Genomic DNA, 16,824 nt, shown 5'->3' on the forward strand with positions numbered 1-16,824 from the left:
GATTTTCCCTTAGGCATGATATAATGGTTAAAGAAGTCTAGAAAGAGGAACGATATGAACGAAATCAAATGCCCTAACTGTGGGGAAGTCTTTACAGTAAATGAGAGCCAGTATGCTGAACTTTTATCCCAAGTGAGAACGGTAGAGTTTGATAAGGAACTACACGATAGGATGAGGCAAGAACTGGCTTTGGTTGAGCAAAAGGCCATGAATGAGCAACAGTCTAAACTAGCTCAAAAAGACCAAGAAATCGCTCAATTGCAGAGTCAAATCCAAAACTTTGATACAGAAAAAGAATTGGCCAAGAAAGAGGTTGAACAGACAAGCCATCAGGCTTTATTAGCAAAGGACAAGGAAGTGCAGGCCTTGGAAAACCAATTGGCCACCTTGCGTTTGGAGCATGAAAATCAACTGCAAAAGACCCTTTCTGACCTAGAAAAAGAACGCGATCAGATTAAAAACCAGCTTCTCTTGCAAGAAAAGGAAAACGAGCTTTCTCTTGCTTCTGTTAAACAAAACTATGAAGCACAGCTTAAAGCAGCCAGTGAACAAGTCGAGTTTTATAAGAATTTTAAGGCTCAACAATCTACCAAAGCTATCGGGGAAAGTCTGGAACAGTATGCAGAGAGTGAGTTTAATAAGGTCCGTAGTTTTGCCTTTCCAAATGCCTACTTTGAGAAGGATAACAAGGTTTCAGCGCGTGGGTCTAAGGGGGACTTTATCTTCCGTGAATGTGATGAAAATGGGGTCGAAATTATTTCCATCATGTTTGAGATGAAAAATGAAGCTGACGGAACAGAGAAGAAGCACAAGAATGCAGATTTTTACAAGGAATTGGACAAGGACCGTCGAGAGAAGAACTGTGAGTATGCCGTTTTGGTGACCATGCTAGAGGCAGATAACGACTACTTTAACACAGGGATTGTTGACGTCAGCCACGAGTATGAAAAGATGTATGTGGTTCGTCCTCAATTCTTTATTCAGTTGATTGGGCTCTTGCGTAATGCGGCTCTTAATTCACTAAAATACAAGCAAGAGTTGGCCTTGGTTCGCGAACAAAATATTGACATTACGCATTTTGAAGAAGACTTAGATGCCTTTAAACTAGCCTTTGCTAAGAACTATAATTCAGCTTCGACCAACTTTGGTAAGGCAATTGATGAAATTGACAAGGCTATCAAACGCATGGAAGAGGTTAAGAAGTTCCTAACAACATCTGAAAACCAACTCCGTCTAGCTAATAATAAATTGGAAGATGTCTCCGTCAAAAAATTGACCCGTAAAAATCCAACCATGAAAGCGAAGTTTGAGGCGCTGAAGGGGGAGTAACCTTTAGTATGAAATAACTTTAAAATAGTCGTATATCTACATTAAATCTTTGCAACTTTATGTACAGCAAGAGAAGAGCTATTTAGAAGGAGAAAACTGATATGAGTTCTTACCGTACGTCACCTATGTGAAAGAGCATAATCAGATTAATAAGATTATGCAACAGTTAAATTTACTAACGAGACGGGATTGTGGAAGGTATATCATGGAGAATAGGTTTAAAACTGGGGAAAGAGGTAGTTGCTACAGTTTTTGTTATTGGTACTTTAATTGATGGTGATACAGTTAGTGCATTGACATTTGGTTTTGGAGTCTTGATAGCGATTCTAGTAATTGCAATCGACTTCTTATATTTAAGTTCTACAATGGAGGATAATGGTGAAAGAGATATTAAATAACTATTCGTTGAAAATATCTAGATTTGAAATTCCCAAATTATATAATTTGACAAAAATAGTTTACATTTGCTTAATTCCTATAGTTTGCCTATCATTTATAGGCATGGTTGTTGAATTATTTAAAGGTGGGGAAATGAATTTTATGAAATTCATTACTTATACGGTAGTATGTTTTGGGTTTGAGACATTGATTTCATCAAACAATAAACTGATTAAATTAGCTGTGGATAATATCTTTTTGACAGATATTAATTTCGACAAGCACATAAGTTATTATCGTTATGTAGCTGAACACTCCGTTAAGTATCAACAGCTGTTCAATAATGCAAATTGTTTACTAGCTATTGCCCAATCGCTATACTACCAAGGAAAGTTTGAAGAAAGCTTTGGTAATTTGGAACGAATAAATTTTGAGGGTAAAAATTTTAATAAGAAATTTGAAATCGAATTATCCACAATTTACTTTAAGATTCTTTCACTTATCCATGCTGATAGAGCAGAAGAAATTTCGAACCAAATCGATATGTTAGCTACATTAAAAGTTCGAACAAATTCTCAGGTTGCTAGGAAGACGAATGTAATAAACATAATAAAAGCTATAGAGGATATTGTTTTAAAGAAAAAATCAAACGACTACTTTAACATTACTGAGCCAGAAAGTAAACTAGCCCGAATCATGTTTTCTTATTACGGCGCTCTCAATGCCCAATTAAAAGGAGATGAAGCTCGTGCCCGTAGTTTGTTTGAAAGTATCGCCCATGAAAATCCAGAACTCTTTTATGTTCAGGAAGCTAGGAAGTATTTAGAATTAGTGAAATGAGAGTAATATATGAAATTAATTGAAAAAATAGTAAGTAGGGCGACAGAGAATATTCTTCTACAAATTGATAGGACTATTCTAATTTGCTCAATTACTGGACTTGTTTTGGATGTGTTGGCTGTTTTTTTAGTTTTCCAAAGTGATACCAAAAAGTGGGGAGTAATATTATTAGTAGTAGTATTACTAATTCTTACTCTAGTTTTATACCTACGTTTTGTCCTAAACAAAGTTATTTATCTAATGTTAAACGATGCTATTAATCTTAAGCTCTATGTAGACATGTACAGGGTTCAATCTGAGAAATCCATTAAGATTTTTAGGGCAACATATCGTGAGTATTACCAATTTATCAAAGGTCAAGTGGCTTATCTAAAAGGAGATTTTCAATCAGCCAAGGAAAATATGTCCAAATATGATTTGAAAAAAATTTGGGGTAGACTAAGAGGCTATACATTTTTAATATCAACCTATGAATTATTAAAAGTTTCCATTCATCTTCAAGATGCGCAAGATATTGATTTCTTTGAGGAACAATTGTCCAAGGCACCAGATTTTAAAGGAGGCAAAGCTAAACTAGTCGCCCAAACTCAATCCATAAAAGATATTGTGTTCAATAAAGAAGCGAACGACTACTTTGATATTACTGAACCAGAAAGTAAGCTAGCTCAAATCATGTTTTCTTATTACAGCGCTCTCAATGCCCAGCTAAAAGGAGATGAAGAGCGTGCCCGTAGTTTGTTTGAAAGTATTGCTCATGAAAATCCAGAACTCTTTTGTGTTCAGGAAGCTAGGAAGTATTTAGAAAAATGAGCTGATATAGTTTTAAAATCTGTCTAAGATAGAATATGTTGATGTAAAGTGAAAAGGGAATTAGAAAGCAAAAATGAACGGTATTATCAACTTAAAAAAAGAAGCGGGTATGACTTCGCATGATGCGGTTTTTAAGCTGCGTAAGATTTTGGGAACCAAGAAGATTGGTCATGGTGGAACCTTGGATCCGGATGTGGTGGGTGTTTTGCCTATTGCGGTTGGCAAGGCAACACGCATGGTCGAGTTTATGCAGGATGAGGGCAAGGTCTATGAGGGGGAAATCACTCTGGGCTATTCCACGACGACAGAGGATGCTAGTGGGGAAGTGGTCGCTAAGACACCCGTTCTGTCGCCCTTGGATGAAAAGCTTGTCGATGAAGCGATTGCTAGCTTGACTGGACCAATTACCCAGATTCCGCCTATGTATTCGGCTGTCAAGGTCAATGGTCGTAAGCTCTATGAGTATGCGCGTGCTGGTCATGAAGTGGAGCGTCCAGAACGTCAGGTAACTATTTATAGCTTTGAACGAACAAGTCCGATTTCTTATGAGGGGAATCTAGCACGTTTTACTTTTCGTGTGAAATGCAGTAAGGGGACTTACATCCGTACCTTATCGGTTGACTTGGGAGAAAAATTGGGTTATGCGGCTCATATGTCACATTTAACTCGAACTAGTGCTGCAGGTTTACAACTGGAAGATGCTCTTACTTTGGAAGAAATTGCTGCAAAAGTGGAGACTGGCCAATTGGACTTTCTCCATCCTCTAGAGATTGGGACAGGCGACCTTGTCAAAGTTTCCCTAAGTCCAGAAGAGGCTACAGAAGTACGCTTTGGTCGTTTTATTGAGTTAGAACAGTCGGATAAGGAATTGGCTGCTTTTGAAGGAGATAAATTACTAGCCATTCTAGAAAAACGGGACAACCTCTACAAGCCAAGGAAGGTCTTTAGCTAATCGAACTGGGGTGTAGGGAGTGTTGTTTCCCCTAGACTATCCAAATCAGACTATAAATTTTGTAAAAAATGTGATAGAATAGACGACGGATAAAAAAACGGAGGATAGCATGCAAAATAGACCAATCATTATCGGAGTGACAGGTGGTTCTGGTGGAGGTAAGACCAGTGTTTCAAGAGCCATTTTATCGCATTTCCCTGATGAAAAGATTTCCATGATTGAGCATGATTCATACTACAAGGATCAGTCTCATTTGACCTTTGAAGAGCGTGTCAAAACCAACTACGACCATCCTTTTGCCTTTGATACAGACTTAATGATTGAGCAGATTAAGGAATTGTTAGCAGGGCGTCCGGTGGACATCCCGACTTATGACTATACAGAGCATACACGAAGCAGCAAGACTTATCGTCAGGAGCCCCAAGATGTCTTTATCGTTGAGGGCATTTTGGTCTTGGAGGACAAGCGCCTGCGCGATTTGATGGATATCAAGATTTTTGTGGATACGGATGATGATGTGCGTATTATTCGTCGGATCAAGCGTGATATGGAAGAGCGTGGCCGTAGTTTGGATAGCGTTATTGACCAGTATTTAGGTGTGGTCAAACCTATGTACCATCAGTTTATCGAACCAACCAAGCGTTATGCTGATATCGTCATTCCTGAGGGAGTCAGCAATACAGTGGCTATCGACCTTTTGACAACCAAGATTGCAAAGATTTTGGAAGAAGCACGAAACAGCAAATAAACAGATGTGGAGGCCTTGCCTCCTTTTTTTATTTTTCCCTCATAATGGTACATAAATGGAGATTTTTAGGCATATTTTTGGTATAATAATACCCATGAAAGAGCAAGAAAATGAATAGTAGGTGGAGATGGAAAAGTATTTATCGGTAACAACTTTGACCAAGTATCTGAAAATGAAATTCGATAAAGACCCTTACTTGGAACGGGTCTATTTAACTGGTCAAGTTTCCAACTTTCGTAAACGACCTACTCACCAATATTTCTCCCTAAAAGATGACCACGCAGTTATTCAAGCGACCATCTGGTCTGGAATTTATCAGAAATTAGGTTTCGACTTGGAAGAAGGGATGAAGATCAATGTGATTGGGCGTGTGCAGGTCTATGAACCAAGCGGTAGTTACTCCATCATCATTGAAAAGGCAGAGCCTGATGGAGTTGGTGCGCTTGCGATTCAATTTGAACAACTCAAGAAAAAACTAACTGAAGAAGGCCTGTTTCAAGAACGTTTCAAGCAACCTCTGCCCCAATTTTCTAAGAGAATTGGTGTGGTAACCAGTCGCAGTGGGGCCGTTATTCGAGATATTATCACGACCGTTAGCAGGCGATTTCCAGGTATCGACATTCTTCTCTATCCGACCAAGGTTCAAGGTGAAGGGGCTGCGGAGGAAATTGCTCGAAATATTGCGCGTGCCAATCAACGGGACGATTTGGATTTGCTGATTATTGGTCGTGGTGGAGGTTCTATCGAGGATCTTTGGGCCTTTAACGAAGAGATTGTGGTACGAGCTATTTTTGAATCTCGTTTGCCAGTTATCTCTAGTGTGGGACATGAGACGGATGTGACCTTGGCAGATTTTGTGGCAGATCGACGAGCTGCAACGCCAACAGCAGCTGCTGAACTAGCAACACCTGTGACCAAGTTAGATCTATTAGCTCATTTGCAAAATCAGGAAAAGCGGATGGCAACAGCAGTCCGAAATGTCCTATCTAAGAAACAAGAAGCTTTAAAAAAATGCAGTCAGTCTGTTATCTTTAGACAGCCAGAGCGCTTGTATGATGGCTATTTACAACGCTTGGACCAATTGCAACTACGATTAAAACAAAGTTTGAGAACACAGATTTCTGATAACAAACAGCTAGTACAAGCAAGGACGCATCAACTAGTCCAATTATCTCCTGTTATCAAAATTCAACGCTATCAAGACCGTCTAGGCCAGTTGGATAAGCTCTTACGTAGTCAAATGGCGCTGGTTTATGATGCCAAGGTTGCTGAGGTCAAGCGACTTTCAGAAACATTGCTTATGTTGGATACCAGTCGAATCGTGGCGCGTGGTTATGCAATTGTCAAAAAAGAAGAGTCCGTTGTAGATTCGGTTGAGAGTTTGAAGAAAAAAGACCAAGTGACGCTTTTGATGCGAGATGGTCGAGTAGAATTAGAGGTTAAAGATGTCAAAACAAAAGAAATTTGAGGAAAATCTAGCAGAACTGGAGACCATTGTTCAAAGTTTGGAAAATGGTGAAATTGCTCTGGAAGATGCGATTGCTGCCTTTCAAAAGGGTATGGTCTTGTCAAAAGAACTCCAAGCGACGCTGGACAAGGCTGAAAAGACCTTAGTTAAGGTCATGCAAGAAGATGGAACAGAAAGTGATTTTGAATGAAAAAGCAAGAAAAATTAGCTCTTGTCGAGTCGGCCTTGGAAGACTTTTATGGAGACCAGCAGTTTGCCTCTAGTTTGCGAGAGTCTGTTCTCTATTCCATTCATGCTGGTGGCAAGCGTATTCGGCCTTTTCTCTTGTTAGAAGTTCTGGAAGCCTTGCAGGTTGCTATCAAACCTGCTCACGCGCAGGTGGCTGCTGCTTTGGAAATGATTCATACCGGGAGCTTGATTCATGATGATCTTCCAGCTATGGATGATGATGATTATCGTCGAGGGCGTTTGACCAACCATAAGAAATTCGGTGAAGCTATGGCCATTTTGGCAGGAGATGCCTTGTTTCTAGATCCTTATGCCTTGATAGCGCAGGCAGATTTGCCAAGTCAGATAAAGGTAGACTTGATTGCCAACTTATCTCTTGCTTCAGGAAGTCTGGGTATGGTGGCAGGGCAGGTTTTGGACATGGAAGGGGAACACCAGCATTTGTCTTTGGAAGAGCTCCAAACCATTCATGCCAATAAAACTGGGAAGTTACTAGCTTATCCCTTCCAAGCTGCAGCCATTATAGCTGAATTAGTACCTGAAATGCAGGTGAAGCTGAAAACTGTTGGCGAATTGATTGGACTTGCCTTTCAAGTTAGAGACGATGTGCTAGATGTGACAGCTAGTTTTGAGGAAATCGGCAAGACTCCACAAAAGGACTTGCAGGCAGAGAAGTCAACCTACCCAGCCTTGTTAGGCTTGGAAGAGGCAATTGCCTTTTGTAACCAAACCTTGGATCAAGCTAATGCAAAATTAGAAGAAATTGCCCAGCAGGTTCCCTTTGAGATAGAATCGATTGTTAGTGTAGTAGAAAGTTTGAGAATCAATGGCTAAGGAAAGAGTGGATGTACTAGCTTATAAACAGGGCTTGTTTGAAACGCGAGAACAGGCGAAGCGCGGCGTTATGGCTGGTCTAGTCGTAGCAGTCCTGAATGGAGAACGGTTTGACAAACCAGGAGAAAAAATCCCAGATGACACCGAGCTAAAACTCAAGGGTGAAAAACTCAAGTATGTTAGTCGTGGTGGCTTGAAACTGGAAAAGGCCTTGCAGGTCTTTGATTTATCAGTTGATGGAGCGACCACAATTGATATCGGTGCTTCTACTGGTGGTTTTACCGATGTCATGTTGCAAAATGGTGCTGAGTTGGTCTTTGCAGTCGATGTTGGTACCAATCAGTTGGCTTGGAAACTACGCCAGGACCCGAGAGTTGTCAGCATGGAGCAGTTCAATTTCCGCTATGCTGAAAAGACTGATTTTGAAAAGGAACCGAGCTTTGCCAGTATTGATGTGAGTTTTATTTCCCTCAGTCTGATTTTGCCAGCCTTGCACCGAGTCTTGGCTAATCAAGGTCAGGTCGTGGCTTTGGTTAAGCCTCAGTTTGAGGCAGGTCGAGAGCAGATTGGGAAAAATGGAATCATTCGTGATGCCAAGGTCCATCAACATGTCCTTGAATCTGTCACAGCTATGGCAGTAGAGGAAGGCTTTTCAGTCCTTGGTTTGGACTTTTCTCCTATCCAGGGTGGTCATGGAAATATTGAGTTTTTAGCGTATTTGAAAAAAGAAGAGTCAGCAAGCAATCAGGTTCTTGCTGAGATTGAAGAAGTAGTAGAGAGGGCGCATAGTCAATTTAAAAATGAATAAAAAAGAGAGACTTGAAAAAATTAGACGATTTGTGACAGATTATCAAATTGGCACACAAGAAGAAATTGTAGAACATTTGAAAGAGGCAGGAATTACTGCTACTCAGGCAACGGTATCACGGGATATCAAAGAACTAGGCATTGTCAAAATTCCTTTGAGAGACAACACCTATGTCTATGAATTGCCAAAATCAATCGTAAAAAGTTTGCAACTGGCTGAAGACAATATCGAATCGGCAGAATTGATGGATAAGATGATCAATCTCCAAGTTATCCCAGGAAATACAGCTTTTGTAAAAGCTCAGTTAACCGAGACTTTTGCGGACAAGATTTTTAGCTGTTTGGCTGATGATAGCTCGATTTTAGTCATTGCCAGAAGTGAAAGTCTAGCTGAGGAAATCTTTGAACAAGTAAAAAATTGGTAGGTCTATATGTTACTTGAAATTTCGATAAAAAACTTTGCCATTATTGAGGCTATTTCCCTCAATTTTGAAAAGGGGATGACTGTCCTGACTGGTGAAACAGGTGCAGGGAAGTCAATTATCATTGATGCCATGAATATGATGTTGGGAGCTCGTGCTACGACAGATGTTATTCGTCATGGTGCGCCAAAGGCAGAGATTGAGGGGCTTTTCTCCATTGAGAATAGTCGCCTTTTGCAGGAAATTTTTAATGAGCAAGGTTTGGAAATGGGGGATGAAATTATCATCCGTCGGGAAATCTTGCAAAATGGTCGTAGTATCAGCCGTGTCAATGGCCAGATGGTCAATCTGTCTGTTTTGCGTGCTATTGGGCAACATCTGGTAGATATTCATGGTCAGCATGACCAAGAAGAGTTAATGCGTCCTCAACTGCATATCCAGATGTTGGATGAATTTGGTGATGCCGCTTTTTGGGACTTGAAAGAAACCTATCAAACGAGTTTTGATGCCTATCGGAAAATGCGCAAGCAGGTTCTGGAAGTCAAGAAAAACCAACAGGAACACAAGGCTCGTATCGAAATGTTGGAATTTCAAATGGCAGAGATTGAGGCGGCTAATTTGCAGGCTGGAGAAGACTTGGCTCTCAATCAAGAGCGAGAGAAACTTCTCAACCATAAAAATATAGCGGATACGTTGACCAATGCTTACAGTATGTTGGACAATGAAGATTTTTCAAGTCTGGTCAATGTTCGTTCAGCCATGAATGACATGGAAAGTGTCGAAGAGTATGACCCTGAATACCGTGACATTTCAAGCTCACTGTCTGAGACCTACTATGTCTTAGAAGACATTAGCAAACGTTTGGAAGCAATCATTGAGGATCTTGATTTTGATGGTAATCGCCTCATGCAGGTCGAGAATCGTTTGGATCTCCTTCATACTATTACTCGTAAGTATGGTGGGACTGTAGACGATGTTTTGCTTTATTTTGCTAAGATTACAGAAGAATACAATCTCTTGACAGGCAACAACCTTTCTTCTGAAGACATGGAAGCAGAGCTTAAGAAATTAGAAGTCAATCTTGTTGATTTGGCTGGTCAACTTGCATCTGCTCGTCATGATTTGGCTCAGCAATTGGAAGCAGAGATTAAACAAGAACTGCAAGACCTCTATATGGAAAAAGCTCAGTTTCAGGTTCGTTTTAGCAAGGGAAAATTCAGTCGTGAGGGCAATGAAATGGTCGAGTTTTACATTTCAACCAACCCTGGTGAAGACTTTAAACCCTTGGTCAAGGTTGCATCTGGTGGGGAATTATCTCGTCTCATGCTAGCCATTAAATCTGCCTTTTCACGTAAAGAGGGTAAGACCAGCATAGTCTTTGATGAGGTGGATACAGGAGTTTCAGGTCGTGTAGCTCAGGCTATTGCACAGAAGATTCACAAGATTGGCCAACATGGTCAAGTTCTGGCTATTTCCCATTTACCACAAGTGATTGCGATCGCGGATTATCAATTCTTTATTGAGAAGATTAGCAATGAGCATTCAACAGTTTCGACTGTTCGTCTCTTGACGGTTGAAGAGCGAGTGGAGGAAGTTGCTAAAATGTTGGCAGGTGATGATGTGACGGAAGCAGCCCTGACGCAAGCCAGAGAATTGTTGAGAAACAGGGAGAAATAAGATGACAGACTATTATGTAATTGGAGATGTCCACGGAAAAGCTGGAATGCTAGAAGACCTTCTCAAAACCTGGGATGGTCAGACCCAGTTACTCTTTCTAGGGGATTTGATTGACCGTGGTGAGGATAGTCGCCGTGTTCTAGAAATGGTTAAGGACTTAGTGGATAATCAAGGGGCTATCTGTTTGTCAGGAAATCATGAGTATATGTTTTTGACTTGGCTCGATGACCCAGAAGAAAGCTATGACCACTATCGTCGCAATGGTGGAGATACAACCATTAACTCTATCCTAGGTCGTCCATTGGATGCACCAGTTGATGGAGTAGAAGATGCCAAGCGTGTCGCTACTGAAGCTGCAGATTTGGTCGAATTTATTCGTCAAATGCCATTTGTAGTGGAAACAGATCATTATATTTTTGTTCATGCTGGAGTTGATTTGACATTAGAGGACTGGCATGAAACGACAGACTACAAGAAAGTTTGGCTTAGAAAACCATTCCACGAAGCTGAAAATCATACTGGAAAAACCATTGTCTTCGGCCATACACCGGTTTATGGTTTGTTAAAGCAAGAACGCGGTACAGCTGATCTTTGGATGACGGAAGATGGCAAGATTGGAATGGACGGAGGAGCTGTCTACGGTGGTGTCCTTCATGGGATTGTCTTTACAGACCAAGGAATGACAGAACGCTACTTTATCGAAAATGATGGTTTTGTCGCTGAAGATTAGTACTCCTAGCAGGGTATGGTCTTGTCAAAATGTCAAAAACAATTTATAATAAATAGATACCCTGAAAGGAAGAGAATCATGAACTTAGAAGAATTGAAAAAACGACAGGAGAAGATCCGTAACTTCTCTATTATCGCCCATATTGACCACGGGAAATCAACTCTAGCAGACCGTATTTTGGAAAAAACAGAGACGGTTTCAAGCCGTGAAATGCAGGCTCAGCTTTTGGATAGCATGGATCTAGAACGGGAACGTGGGATTACCATTAAGTTGAATGCCATCGAGCTCAATTATACTGCAAAAGATGGGGAAACTTATATTTTCCACTTGATTGACACGCCGGGGCACGTTGACTTTACCTATGAAGTTTCACGTTCGCTAGCTGCCTGTGAAGGTGCGATTTTGGTGGTCGATGCCGCTCAAGGTATTGAGGCTCAAACCCTTGCCAACGTTTATCTAGCCTTGGACAATGATTTGGAAATCATGCCAGTCATTAACAAAATTGACCTACCTGCTGCAGATCCTGAGCGCGTGCGTACAGAGATTGAAGATGTCATTGGTTTGGATGCCAGTGAAGCAGTTTTGGCTTCTGCCAAGGCTGGTATTGGGATTGAAGAAATCCTCGAGCAAATCGTAGAAAAAGTACCAGCACCAACAGGTGATGTGACGGCACCACTTAAGGCCTTGATTTTCGATTCTGTTTACGATGCTTACCGTGGGGTTATCCTCCAAGTTCGTGTCATGGATGGGGTTGTCAAACCTGGTGATAAGATTCAGCTTATGAGCAATGGTAAGACCTTTGATGTGACAGAAGTTGGTATTTTTACTCCCAAAGCAGTTGGTCGTGATTTCCTTGCGACTGGTGACGTTGGTTATATTGCAGCTTCTATCAAAACGGTTCAGGACACTCGTGTGGGTGATACCGTTACCTTGGCAACCAATCCTGCGGCTGAGCCATTACATGGTTACAAACAAATGAATCCTATGGTCTTTGCGGGTCTATATCCTATCGAGTCAAACAAGTACAATGACCTACGTGAAGCGCTTGAAAAATTGCAACTGAATGATGCTAGTCTGCAGTTTGAACCAGAAACATCTCAGGCACTTGGATTTGGTTTCCGTTGTGGTTTCCTTGGACTTCTCCATATGGATGTTATCCAAGAGCGTTTGGAACGTGAGTTCAACATTGACCTCATCATGACAGCTCCATCTGTTATCTATAAGGTTAACTTGACCGACGGTGAGTCTATGGATGTATCTAACCCATCTGAGTTCCCAGATCCTACCAAGATTGCGACCATTGAAGAGCCTTATGTTAAGGCGCAAATCATGGTACCACAGGAGTTCGTAGGAGCTGTAATGGAGCTAGCTCAGCGCAAGCGTGGTGACTTTGTGACTATGGACTATATTGATGATAACCGTGTCAATGTTATCTATCAAATTCCACTGGCTGAAATCGTCTTTGATTTCTTTGATAAGCTTAAGTCTTCAACACGTGGTTATGCAAGCTTTGACTACGAATTGTCAGAGTATCGCCCCTCTAAGCTGGTCAAAATGGACATCCTTCTCAATGGAGACAAGGTGGATGCCCTTAGCTTTATCGTTCACAAGGACTTTGCCTACGAACGCGGAAAACTCATCGTTGATAAGCTTAAGAAAATCATCCCTCGCCAACAATTTGAGGTGCCAATTCAAGCAGCTATTGGACAGAAGATTGTCGCTCGTACTGATATCAAGGCCCTTCGTAAGAACGTACTTGCTAAATGTTATGGTGGTGACGTTTCTCGTAAGCGTAAACTGCTTGAAAAACAAAAAGCTGGTAAGAAACGCATGAAAGCTATCGGATCAGTAGAAGTTCCACAAGAAGCCTTCCTTAGCGTCTTGAGCATGGATGAAGAGTAGAAGTATAAAGAAAAATATTTTATTGTTGATAGACTTTACATATCAAATAACAAAGATAAATAAAAGAAGATCAAATGGTCTTCTTTTTAATTTGTTTTACGAATAAATAGATGAGTAGAAAAAGAAATGGAGATATTTATGAAAATCACAAACTATGAAATCTATAAGTTAAAAAAATCAGGTTTGACCAATCAACAGATTTTGAATGTCCTAGAATACGGTGAAAATGTTGATCAAGAACTGTTGTTAGGTGATATTGCAGATATATCAGGTTGCCGAAATCCAGCTGTTTTTATGGAACGTTATTTTCAGATAGACGATACGCATTTGGAGAAGGAGTTTCAAAAATTTCCATCTTTCTCTATTTTAGATGACTGTTATCCTTGGGATTTGAGTGAAATATATGATGCACCTGTACTTTTATTTTACAAGGGAAATCTGGATCTCTTGAAATTTCCTAAGGTAGCAGTCGTGGGCAGTCGTGCTTGTAGCAAACTGGGAGCTAAGTCAGTTGAAAAAGTCATTCAGGGCTTGGAAAATGAACTGGTTATCGTCAGTGGATTAGCCAAGGGCATTGACACAGCAGCTCATATGGCAGCTCTTCAGAATGGCGGAAAAACCATTGCAGTGATTGGAACAGGACTGGATGTGTTTTATCCTAAAGCCAATAAACGCTTGCAAGACTACATCGGCAATGATCATCTGGTTCTCAGTGAATATGGACCTGGTGAACAACCTCTGAAATTTCATTTTCCTGCCCGTAATCGCATCATTGCTGGACTTTGTCGTGGTGTGATTGTAGCAGAGGCTAAGATGCGCTCAGGTAGTCTCATCACCTGTGAGCGGGCAATGGAAGAAGGGCGCGATGTCTTTGCTATTCCTGGTAGCATTTTAGATGGACTATCAGACGGTTGCCATCATTTGATTCAAGAAGGGGCAAAATTGGTCACCAGTGGGCAGGATGTTCTTGCTGAATTTGAATTTTAAGACGAAATTTCTCTTTTTAAACCAACTTTTCTTCTATATATAGGAGCTAAGTCTTGACAGTTATGGCAAAATGGTTTACACTTTATAAAGTTTATTACTTTGAAAAGGTGTGATACTGTGGCTACGGCAACAAAAAAGAAAAAATCAACAGTTAAAAAAAATCTAGTAATCGTGGAGTCGCCTGCTAAGGCCAAGACGATTGAAAAATATCTCGGCAGAAACTATAAGGTTTTAGCCAGTGTCGGTCATATCCGTGATTTGAAGAAATCCAGTATGTCTGTCGATATTGAAAATAATTATGAACCGCAATATATCAATATTCGAGGAAAGGGCCCTCTCATCAATGACTTGAAAAAAGAAGCCAAAAAAGCTAATAAAGTCTTTCTGGCGAGTGACCCGGACCGTGAAGGAGAAGCGATTTCTTGGCATTTAGCCCATATTCTCAACTTGGATGAAAATGATGCTAACCGTGTGGTCTTCAATGAAATCACCAAGGATGCAGTCAAAAATGCTTTCAAAGAGCCACGCAAGATTGATATGGACTTGGTCGATGCCCAACAGGCACGTCGTGTCCTGGACCGCTTGGTAGGGTATTCGATTTCGCCTATTTTGTGGAAAAAGGTCAAGAAGGGCTTGTCAGCAGGTCGCGTTCAATCTATTGCTCTTAAGTTAATCATTGACCGTGAGAATGAAATCAACGCCTTTCAGCCAGAAGAATACTGGACAATTGATGGTATCTTTAAAAAGGGAACCAAGCAATTTCAGGCTTCCTTCTATGGAGTAGATGGCAAAAAGCTGAAACTAACTAGCAATGACGAGGTCAAGGAAGTCTTGTCTCGTCTGACTAGCAAAGATTTTTCAGTGGATCAGGTAGATAAGAAAGAGCGCAAACGCAATGCTCCATTACCCTATACCACTTCATCTATGCAGATGGATGCTGCCAATAAAATTAACTTCCGTACTCGAAAGACCATGATGGTTGCCCAACAGCTCTATGAAGGAATTAATATCGGTTCTGGTGTTCAAGGTTTGATTACTTATATGCGTACCGATTCGACTCGTATCAGTCCTGTAGCGCAAAATGAAGCAGCAAGTTTCATTACGGACCGTTTTGGTAGCAAGTATTCTAAGCATGGTAGCAAGGTTAAAAATGCTTCAGGTGCTCAGGATGCCCATGAGGCTATTCGCCCGTCTAGCGTTTTGAATACACCTGAAAGTATTGCTAAGTATCTGGACAAGGACCAGCTCAAGCTCTATACCCTTATCTGGAATCGTTTTGTGGCTAGCCAAATGACAGCTGCTGTCTTTGATACCATGGCTGTTAAATTGTCGCAAAATGGAGTTCAATTTGCTGCCAATGGTAGTCAGGTTAAGTTTGATGGTTATCTTGCCATTTATAATGATTCTGACAAGAATAAGATGTTACCAGATATGGCTGTGGGAGATGTAGTCAAACAGGTCAATAGCAAACCAGAGCAACATTTCACTCAACCGCCTGCTCGTTATTCTGAAGCGACATTGATCAAGACCTTGGAGGAAAATGGGGTTGGCCGTCCGTCAACCTACGCACCAACTATTGAAACCATTCAGAAACGTTATTATGTTCGCCTTGTAGCCAAACGTTTTGAACCAACAGAGTTGGGAGAAATTGTTAACAAGCTCATCGTTGAATATTTCCCAGATATCGTAAACGTGACCTTCACAGCTGAAATGGAAGGCAAGCTGGATGATGTCGAAGTTGGAAAAGAGCAGTGGCAACGTGTCATTGATGCCTTTTACAAACCTTTCTCTAAAGAGGTTGCCAAGGCTGAAGAAGAAATGGAGAAAATCCAGATCAAGGATGAACCAGCTGGATTTGATTGTGAAGTGTGTGGCAGTCCAATGGTTATTAAACTTGGTCGATTTGGTAAGTTCTACGCTTGTAGCAATTTCCCAGATTGCCGTCATACCCAAGCAATCGTGAAAGAGATTGGTGTTGAGTGTCCAAGTTGTCATCAGGGACAAATCATTGAGCGTAAAACCAAACGTAACCGCCTTTTCTATGGTTGCAACCGCTATCCAGAATGTGAATTTACCTCTTGGGACAAGCCTGTTGGTCGTGACTGTCCAAAATGTGGCAACTTTCTTATGGAGAAAAAAGTCCGTGGTGGTGGCAAGCAGGTTGTTTGTAGCAAGGGTGACTACGAAGAAGAAAAGATTAAATAAGAAGAGAGTCCTGAAAGTGAATTTCAGGCTCCTTTTGGTTAGAACTTGACAAAATTCATCATTGTATGCGAAACTAGAAGAAGATTATTTTAACTAGGAGAAGTTATGCGTTTTATCTATCTGATCATTGGTTTTTTATCACTAGCCTTGGCTATTATTGGGGTTGTTTTACCTTTGTTACCTACAACGCCTTTTCTTTTGTTGTCTATTGCTTGTTTCTCAAGAAGTTCCAAGCGCTTCGAAGACTGGCTTTATCATACCAAACTCTATCAAGCATATGTAGCTGATTTTCGCGAGACTAAGTCTATTGCGCGTGAACGAAAGAAAAAAATCATCGTTTCGATCTACATCTTGATGGGAATTTCTATTTACTTTGCCCCTCTCTTACCAGTCAAAATCGGTCTTGGAGCTTTGACTATCTTTATTACTTATTATCTCTTCAAGGTCATTCCGGATAAAGAATAAGTAAAATTTGTCACTATTTCCCTTGATAAAATTGAAAGCATA

The 16,824-nt window shown here is 40.8% G+C and carries 17 protein-coding genes; all 17 read left to right on the forward strand.

Annotation, left to right across the window (positions count from 1 at the left end; translation table 11 throughout):
* Positions 1–54 precede the first annotated feature (54 nt).
* Positions 55–1,329 carry a DUF2130 domain-containing protein gene (locus B7697_RS03710; RefSeq protein WP_084950410.1) on the forward strand — a complete coding sequence of 425 codons (1,275 nt, stop codon included), beginning with the start codon at positions 55–57 and terminating at the stop codon, positions 1,327–1,329.
* Between the two features lie 191 nt (positions 1,330–1,520).
* Positions 1,521–1,727 (forward strand): hypothetical protein, encoded by a 207-nt coding sequence (locus tag B7697_RS03715; protein ID WP_084950412.1) that lies wholly within the window; start codon positions 1,521–1,523, stop codon positions 1,725–1,727.
* Complete coding sequence (locus B7697_RS03720; protein WP_084950413.1) at positions 1,705–2,547, forward strand: hypothetical protein; 843 nt, start codon at positions 1,705–1,707, stop codon at positions 2,545–2,547. The genes B7697_RS03715 and B7697_RS03720 overlap by 23 nt, the downstream gene beginning before the upstream one ends.
* Positions 2,548–2,556: 9 nt before the next feature.
* A complete protein-coding gene (locus tag B7697_RS03725; protein ID WP_084950415.1) occupies positions 2,557–3,357 on the forward strand; it encodes a hypothetical protein in 801 nt (266 codons plus the stop codon).
* A 73-nt stretch (positions 3,358–3,430) separates the two neighbouring features.
* Entirely contained in the window at positions 3,431–4,309 is an 879-nt protein-coding gene (gene truB / locus B7697_RS03730; protein WP_084950416.1) for a tRNA pseudouridine(55) synthase TruB, read from the forward strand.
* 109 nt (positions 4,310–4,418) lie between these two features.
* The gene (udk, locus tag B7697_RS03735) at positions 4,419–5,057 is read left to right on the forward strand and encodes a uridine kinase (protein WP_001181376.1); all 639 of its coding nucleotides are present in this window, start codon (positions 4,419–4,421) and stop codon (positions 5,055–5,057) included.
* 127 nt (positions 5,058–5,184) lie between these two features.
* Complete coding sequence (gene xseA / locus B7697_RS03740) at positions 5,185–6,525, forward strand: exodeoxyribonuclease VII large subunit (protein WP_084950418.1); 1,341 nt, start codon at positions 5,185–5,187, stop codon at positions 6,523–6,525.
* The gene (locus B7697_RS03745; protein WP_000043226.1) at positions 6,503–6,715 is read left to right on the forward strand and encodes an exodeoxyribonuclease VII small subunit; all 213 of its coding nucleotides are present in this window, start codon (positions 6,503–6,505) and stop codon (positions 6,713–6,715) included. Before xseA ends, B7697_RS03745 begins: the two co-directional genes overlap by 23 nt.
* A complete protein-coding gene (locus tag B7697_RS03750; protein ID WP_024057654.1) occupies positions 6,712–7,587 on the forward strand; it encodes a polyprenyl synthetase family protein in 876 nt (291 codons plus the stop codon). The genes B7697_RS03745 and B7697_RS03750 overlap by 4 nt, the downstream gene beginning before the upstream one ends.
* Positions 7,580–8,395: a TlyA family RNA methyltransferase gene (locus tag B7697_RS03755; protein ID WP_084950420.1), complete on the forward strand. Its 816-nt coding sequence runs from the start codon at positions 7,580–7,582 to the stop codon at positions 8,393–8,395. The genes B7697_RS03750 and B7697_RS03755 overlap by 8 nt, the downstream gene beginning before the upstream one ends.
* A complete protein-coding gene (locus B7697_RS03760) occupies positions 8,388–8,819 on the forward strand; it encodes an arginine repressor (protein WP_001034401.1) in 432 nt (143 codons plus the stop codon). Before B7697_RS03755 ends, B7697_RS03760 begins: the two co-directional genes overlap by 8 nt.
* A gap of 6 nt (positions 8,820–8,825) precedes the next feature.
* Positions 8,826–10,493: a DNA repair protein RecN gene (gene recN, locus B7697_RS03765; protein ID WP_084950421.1), complete on the forward strand. Its 1,668-nt coding sequence runs from the start codon at positions 8,826–8,828 to the stop codon at positions 10,491–10,493.
* A 1-nt stretch (position 10,494) separates the two neighbouring features.
* Positions 10,495–11,223, forward strand: coding sequence for a metallophosphoesterase family protein (locus tag B7697_RS03770; RefSeq protein WP_084950423.1), 729 nt, complete (start codon positions 10,495–10,497; stop codon positions 11,221–11,223).
* Between the two features lie 78 nt (positions 11,224–11,301).
* On the forward strand, positions 11,302–13,125 hold the full coding sequence (gene lepA / locus B7697_RS03775; protein WP_001047209.1) for a translation elongation factor 4: 1,824 nt from the start codon (positions 11,302–11,304) through the stop codon (positions 13,123–13,125).
* Positions 13,126–13,263: 138 nt separating this feature from the next.
* On the forward strand, positions 13,264–14,112 hold the full coding sequence (gene dprA, locus B7697_RS03780) for a DNA-processing protein DprA (protein WP_084950424.1): 849 nt from the start codon (positions 13,264–13,266) through the stop codon (positions 14,110–14,112).
* Between the two features lie 117 nt (positions 14,113–14,229).
* On the forward strand, positions 14,230–16,317 hold the full coding sequence (topA, locus tag B7697_RS03785) for a type I DNA topoisomerase (RefSeq protein ID WP_084950426.1): 2,088 nt from the start codon (positions 14,230–14,232) through the stop codon (positions 16,315–16,317).
* A gap of 105 nt (positions 16,318–16,422) precedes the next feature.
* Positions 16,423–16,782, forward strand: coding sequence for a YbaN family protein (locus B7697_RS03790; protein ID WP_020901447.1), 360 nt, complete (start codon positions 16,423–16,425; stop codon positions 16,780–16,782).
* The last annotated feature ends 42 nt before the right edge of the window (positions 16,783–16,824 follow it).

It is taken from the genome of Streptococcus mitis (genome assembly GCF_002096895.1).
Lineage (GTDB): Bacteria > Bacillota > Bacilli > Lactobacillales > Streptococcaceae > Streptococcus > Streptococcus mitis_AH.

Excerpts from the sequence above, each read along its gene's own strand:
- B7697_RS03710 (WP_084950410.1), top strand. The coding sequence starts at position 55 with ATGAACGAAATCAAATGCCCTAACTGTGGGGAAGTCTTTACAGTAAAT.
- B7697_RS03720 (WP_084950413.1), top strand. The coding sequence starts at position 1,705 with ATGGTGAAAGAGATATTAAATAACTATTCGTTGAAAATATCTAGATTT.
- B7697_RS03725 (WP_084950415.1), top strand. The coding sequence starts at position 2,557 with ATGAAATTAATTGAAAAAATAGTAAGTAGGGCGACAGAGAATATTCTT.
- truB (WP_084950416.1), top strand. The coding sequence starts at position 3,431 with ATGAACGGTATTATCAACTTAAAAAAAGAAGCGGGTATGACTTCGCAT.
- udk (WP_001181376.1), top strand. The coding sequence starts at position 4,419 with ATGCAAAATAGACCAATCATTATCGGAGTGACAGGTGGTTCTGGTGGA.
- xseA (WP_084950418.1), top strand. The coding sequence starts at position 5,185 with ATGGAAAAGTATTTATCGGTAACAACTTTGACCAAGTATCTGAAAATG.
- B7697_RS03745 (WP_000043226.1), top strand. The coding sequence starts at position 6,503 with ATGTCAAAACAAAAGAAATTTGAGGAAAATCTAGCAGAACTGGAGACC.
- B7697_RS03750 (WP_024057654.1), top strand. The coding sequence starts at position 6,712 with ATGAAAAAGCAAGAAAAATTAGCTCTTGTCGAGTCGGCCTTGGAAGAC.
- B7697_RS03755 (WP_084950420.1), top strand. The coding sequence starts at position 7,580 with ATGGCTAAGGAAAGAGTGGATGTACTAGCTTATAAACAGGGCTTGTTT.
- B7697_RS03760 (WP_001034401.1), top strand. The coding sequence starts at position 8,388 with ATGAATAAAAAAGAGAGACTTGAAAAAATTAGACGATTTGTGACAGAT.
- recN (WP_084950421.1), top strand. The coding sequence starts at position 8,826 with ATGTTACTTGAAATTTCGATAAAAAACTTTGCCATTATTGAGGCTATT.
- B7697_RS03770 (WP_084950423.1), top strand. The coding sequence starts at position 10,495 with ATGACAGACTATTATGTAATTGGAGATGTCCACGGAAAAGCTGGAATG.
- lepA (WP_001047209.1), top strand. The coding sequence starts at position 11,302 with ATGAACTTAGAAGAATTGAAAAAACGACAGGAGAAGATCCGTAACTTC.
- dprA (WP_084950424.1), top strand. The coding sequence starts at position 13,264 with ATGAAAATCACAAACTATGAAATCTATAAGTTAAAAAAATCAGGTTTG.
- B7697_RS03790 (WP_020901447.1), top strand. The coding sequence starts at position 16,423 with ATGCGTTTTATCTATCTGATCATTGGTTTTTTATCACTAGCCTTGGCT.